Here is a 6,554-nt window from a genome sequence, read left to right as displayed (position 1 = left end):
ATGCGTGAGTCTGTACCCTACAGGGGTGCTGGCTGAAGAATCTGTATCAGGTTCCTGCACTCACCACACAGAGCATACGGCGGAGTGCGGCTATGCGGAAGCGCAGCCGTGTACCCATGAGCATACGGAAGAAAAGCATTCCACGGAAGAAGAGCATTCCGGGGAAGAATGTTATAAGACCGTTACGGAGTGTGTGCATGAGCATACGGACGAGTGTTATCCGGAAACGGAGGAAACAGAGGAAAGCACGGGAAAAGGAAATGCTACGCCCTCTGATGCAGGGAATCGGGAGCCGTCACTCTGTACCCATGTATGTAGTGAGGAAAGCGGCTGTATCACAAAGATATTAGACTGCCATCACGAGCATGACGAAAGCTGTGGCTATAAAGAAGCGCAGGACTGCGGCTATGTCTGCGAAATCTGTAATGGTACGAAGCCGGAGGATACCAAGGAGAATACCGAAAATACAGAAGCTTCCGACACAGATACGGCGGAATGTATCTGTGAGACATTATGCACGGAGGACAGCATCAATGAGGACTGTTCCGTATGCGGTGCGGAAGGCGCCGACCTTTCCTCCTGCAAGGGAGAAAAAACAGAGGTTCAGGAAGTAACCGGGGAAAAGGTCATTACGGCATGGGAATGGATCGACCCGGAAGAATATCTGACGGACGGTATACTGGCATTGCCCGGAGCAGGCAGGGAAAATCCGGCATTTGTGGAAGATGTGACTGCTCTCTTGCCAGAGAAGATACAGGCCAAAGTAGCTGCAGTGAATGCGGCGGAAGATGGGGAAGAAACAGAGGAAGATGCGGAAGCAGCGCCAGAGACAGAAGATGCGGAAATCACCCTGACAGGCTGGAAGTGTGCATCTTATCCGGAGGACGGGGCGTATGAAGGGACATATACCTTTACGGCATTTCTGCCGGAAGGTTTTGTGTTGGCGGAAGATGCGGCTGCGCTGGAAGTGGAGGTAGAGTTAGGCGGAGGGGAGATGCTGCTGAGGGGCGGAGAGTCCGTAGTCTATCAGAAAGCGGCGTGGGACGAAAGCAAAAGCGAAGTTGTCTGCACAGAGGAGACAGCCGATAGCTGCACCCCGGTGGAAAACAGCGCGGCGGCGGTCACATGGTACAATGGCTGGTATGTGGTCAACGGCAACGTCACCATTTCCGAACCTATCACAGTCAGCGGCGAAGTGAACCTAATTCTGGTGGATGGCTGTACCCTCACAGCGGAAAAGGGCATTGTGGTGACCACCGGCAACAGCCTGACCATCTACGCCCAGTCTGGCGGCACCGGGACGCTGAACGCCACAGGTACAACTGACAGCAGCAACAATGCCAGCGCAGGCATCGGCGGCAGCACCACCATCTTTGACAGCGGCAGCATTACCATTCATGGCGGCGTAATCAACGCAACTGGTGGTGCGTCTAGATGGTATAGCGGCGCAGGCATTGGAGGCAGTACCCCAAGCTCTGGAAATGGCGGCAACAGCGGTACCATCAAGATATATGGTGGCACGATTACCGCTGAGAGTAGAGGATTTTCCGTCGGCGCAGGTATTGGTGGCGGAGGTAGTGGTGGTACTGGAAACGGCGGTGCCGGAACTAATATTAGCATCTACGGCGGCAACATCACAGCGATGTCTTACTCGGATAATAATGGCGGTGCGGGCATTGGTGGCGGCAGTGGTCAAACAAACGGTGGTACCGGGAATATTACTATTGGTGGTGGCACGATACACTCCACAGGCGGCTCTTTAGGTGCGGGCATTGGTGGCGGTAGCGGCGGCACCCAAAGCGGTAATGGCACCGTCACCATCAGTGGCGGGAAAGTGACCGCTGTTGGAGGCAACTATGCCGCAGGCATTGGCGGCGGCGGTGGAACTAAAAGCCAATATTTAACCTGGATCGGTGGCATCGGCAGCGTCACCATTACCGGTGGCATTGTGGATGCCAAAGGAAACGGTAGCGGTGAGTATGCGGGCGCTCCCATCGGCAACGGCGGGAACACAACCGCGACGGCGACCGTCAACAAAACCACCGGCATCGTGTTTGAGAACGGCGCAGGCACTGTCTGCGGCGATGTGACCCTGGACGGGAGCTATACTGTCCCTGCGGACTATACGCTGAACATCCCTGCCGGAGCCAGCCTGTCCGGAAGCGGCACATTAAGCGGCGGCAGTGCGTTCACCACCGAGAATCTGACGGAGGATATGATCTCTGTCCCGGAGGACTGGCACTATACCGGGGAGGATTTGACGGAAAAGATCAAGGGTGCAGTCAGCCTGAATGGAGAAGTGACCATCTGCGGGCAGACATTCACTGCCAGTACAGACGGCTGGGAACTGAGCGTAGAAAAGGTGTCCGAGTTGGAGTATACCGTTAAATATACCCACACCGGCAAGGGGACACTCTCGAAAACCGTCACCATAGCCAGAGGACAAACCGCGCTATCTGATGTTGTGACCTATAAAGAGGACGGTACGACACCCGCCAATACCTTTAGCGTTGGTGAAACGATTATCGTCAAGGCTACCGCTACATTTCCGGCCAACAACGCGATCATGGCCGCGGCCGAGTTTGATACACCTGCCGGGGAGCAGATGGCGGTCTACTATGATAACATACAAATCTCTGCTCCTTCCACTGTAGAAAACGGCGTTCACACCATGACGGTAGATACCAGCAATTTGCCGGAAAGTGCGCTGAACAAAGAAATCGGCCTTACAGTGAAATACATTGAGAGCGGTAATGCGTCCGGCGCGACTGCCACAACGAATGTTACGGTTACTGCCGTGGCGAGGGTAAAAAAGGACAGCACCACCACCTATGTAGGCGCTTTGGCCGATGCGTTCACAGAAGGAAACTCCGGCGCGACAGTAACCCTGCTGTCGGAGGTGGATTTAGGCAGCAACTACATTGGAATCAGAGGCAGCAGCACCTTCACGTTGGATTTGAACGGTCAGACTGTCAAAGCATCTCACTATGGCGCATTTTATATCTCAGGCGGCAGCCTTACCATTCAAGACAGCGGAACCGGCGGAAAGATTGAGAGTTCTAATATTACAATCGAAGTAACCGGCGGAACGCTATCCATCAAAAGCGGGACTGTTTCAGGATATTACGGTGTGCAAATTACCAGGGGAACCGTCAATATTTCCGGCGGAGTTATCTCGGGAACGGAACATGGATTATGGGTGAATGGGGGCGGAAACATAGTCCTCTCCGGTGGAGCATACAGTGGAAGACACGCAATATGGGTAGATGGTAATGCGTCTGTCACGATGAAGGATATGCTTGCACCCGGGTACGCCTATCACCAAAATGATATACCTATTGCGAAAGCAAAAGGACTTGTGGGCGACGAGGTAGGCGAAGTACCGCTTGACGCAAAACCCGCATGGCTGACCGGCACCGTGACGGTAAAGGCGTGCACGCACACCGGCGAGGGCGTCTGTACTTACACCCACAACGAAAATGCGTCCACCCACACCAAGACCTGTCTGGCCTGCGGGCAAACGTTGGGTACGGAAAACTGCACCTACACGTTCAGCGGGGGCACCGGCACCTGCGCGGCGTGCGGGGACAGCGTGACCGTTTCCGTTACAGATAACCTGATTTATGACGGCACCGAGAAAAAGCCGGAAGTGACCGTCACGCGAGGCGAAACGGCGCTGACAGCGGGCACGGATTATACGGTGGTTTATGCCGATAACATAGACGCCGGTACAGCAGCCAAAGTGACCGTGACCATCGGGAATAATCAGGGCACATATAACGGGAGTTTTACCATCGGCAAGGCCACGCCTACGATTGCGTGGAGCAGCACCTCGCAGGAGCTGACCTACACTGACCAGCAGGCGGTCATTACAGCGCCGACTGTAACGCTGGAGAACAATGAAAACTTCGGCGGAACGATCAGCTATTCCTATAAAAAACAGGGCGAGACTGATTATAAAGACGGCCTGCCGACAGATGCAGGAACCTACACGGTCAAGGCCCATGTGGACGCGGAGGGTAACTACAATGCCGCCGACAGCACAAATGAGCTGACGCTGACCATCAAAAAGGCAGACACAGAGATCACGGTTGGAACAGCCGCATACGATGTGAACTATGGTGATCCGGCATTTACCATAAGCGGCGTCACGGATACCAACCCTGAGACAGCCGTACAGTATGCAGTGACCGAAGGGACAGATGTTATATCCGTGTCAAACGGGACAGTGACCATCAAAAATGCAGGTACGGCAACGATAACTGTTTCTTTACCGGAAACGGCAAATTACAATGCCGCCGCGAACAAAACAATAACCGTTACCGTTGCAAAGAAGGGCGGATATACGGTAAGCGAGATCAATAAAAAGTATTATTATGACAGGGAAAATACGGCGGAAATCAACCTTGCGTCACTGCTCCCAAGGGATTGCGGGACTGTAACCTACGGGGAACCAGTAATAACATCCGGGAATATGATATTTACTGCAAAAGCTGTGGAGAACGGCGTGTTATCCTATACGCTGGCAAAGGGAAATGTAAATGATGCAGGAACCATAACCGTTACCATAACAACACGAAATTATGAGGAAATTACGGTCACGGTAAAGGCGGTGCTGACTGACCAGATACCCGTGGAACTGAAAGAGGGCACGGAAGTAACCCTGGCAAATACTATCCTTACCTATGGGGAGAGCCTGTCAGGGCTGGGATTCAACAATGCAGTTTTTGTTGATGGCGATGGAAAAACAGTGGAAGGCATCCTTGCGTGGAAAGATGCCGCAGCAAAACCAAGTGCAGGAACCACAAGTGCAGTATGGGTGTTCATACCGACCGATAATGCGTATGCTCCCGTGGAAGGCACGGCAGCGATTACGGTAAATAAGGCAGTCCCGACTGTATCAGCAGTCCCGATAGTGGCAGACAGGATATATAACCCTTCCGTAACCTTAAAGGGCGATGACCTGACCGGCGCCACAGTTACCGGCGTGGACGGAAATACACTGAAAGGCGGCTGGAACTGGCAGAGTGCAGATATTGTCCCAACAGTAAACAACAACGGATATGCGGCAATATTTACACCAGAAGATACAACGAATTATGAAACCGTGACCAGAACCATCACGGTGAACGTGGCAAAGGCAACGCCTTATATTGCAAAATCTCCTGCGGCAGCCGGGATCACTTATGGGGACACCCTGAATGCGTCCGCATTGTCAGGCGGAACCGTACAGTACGGCAATGGCGCAGGGCAGGCAGGAGACGGAGCCGGAAGCACCGCCGCAGTGGCAGGGACATTTACATGGAAAGAGCCTTCCGCAAAACCTGTGGTGGCTGACAGCAACGTGACAGAGTACACGGTAGTGCTTACGCCTTCCGATACGGCGAATTATAATCCCGTGGAGGCAAAGGTAACACTGACCGTAAACAAGGCGCAGAACGCACCGAATATGCCGGGCAGCACTATGGATGTATCAAACAGCCTTGAAAAAGTAGGGGACGTATCACTGCCGCAAGGCTGGGAATGGCAGGCGTCAGACCAGGATACAGCCCTTGAAGTCGGGAAAACGGTAAGCGCCGTGGCAGTTTATGCAGGGGCGGATAAAGGCAACTATGAGAATGAAACGGTAACGGTTGCCATCACAAGGTCAGCCTGCGACCATGTGGCAGGGGAAATCCTTTATACAGGGGCAGGCGAGAAAGCGCCTGCCTGCACGGAGGACGGACTGGGACACAGGGAATGTACCAAGTGCGGCTCTGTAGTGGAATCAGGTATCGTGGTAAAGGCGCCGGGACACACGGGCGGAACGGCAACCTGTTCCAAAAGGGCAGTCTGCACCAGGTGCGGCCAGCCTTATGGAGATACGGACGGCAGTGTGCATGGCGATACGGAAGTCCGTGGGTTTGTGGCGGCAACCTGTACCGCAGGCGGCTACACAGGGGACACCTATTGTAAAGACTGCGGCGCAAAGACGAAAACAGGCAATGCGACACCGGCATTAGGGCATAATTACACAAGCACGGTAACCAAAGAACCGACCACGGGCAGCGAGGGCACAAGGACTTACACCTGTACCCGCTGCGGCCACAGCTACACGGAAAGCATACCAAAGCTGCCGGAGGAAACGCACCATCATTCCTACTCAGGCAGTGTGACAAAGCAGCCGACCTGCACGGACACCGGGATACGGACCTATACCTGCTCCTGCGGTGACAGCTATACCGAAACCATAGCGGCGCTGGGACACCATTACCAGAGCAGCGTGACAAAGCAGCCCACTGCCACGGCGGAGGGAGTCATGACGTACACCTGCATCCGCTGCGGCCACAGCTACACAAGGCCGATCGCAAAACTGCCGGGAGAGGGTACAACAGATCCGGGAACCGGCCAGCCGGGAGAGACAGGGTCGGGAAGCGGCAGTACAGAGACCAGGCCGGACACAGGCATCCCGTTCATCAAAGGCGGGGACGGCAAGACCGGCTGGGATGTGATCCGGGCAGAGGAAGAAAAGGCGCAGGAAGGCAGCACCATCAACGTGGATATGAACGGAACCA

Annotated in this window: 1 pseudogene; it reads left to right on the top strand. The window is 54.3% G+C overall.

The window, feature by feature from the left end:
* Nucleotides 1-4: 4 nt before the first annotated feature.
* Nucleotides 5-6,554, top strand: a pseudogene (locus Q2B33_RS08505) (hypothetical protein); the annotation flags it as partial.

The organism is uncultured Acetatifactor sp. (genome assembly GCF_948601915.1).
GTDB lineage: Bacteria > Bacillota > Clostridia > Lachnospirales > Lachnospiraceae > Acetatifactor.
This window is presented reverse-complemented; position numbering and strand designations above follow the sequence as displayed.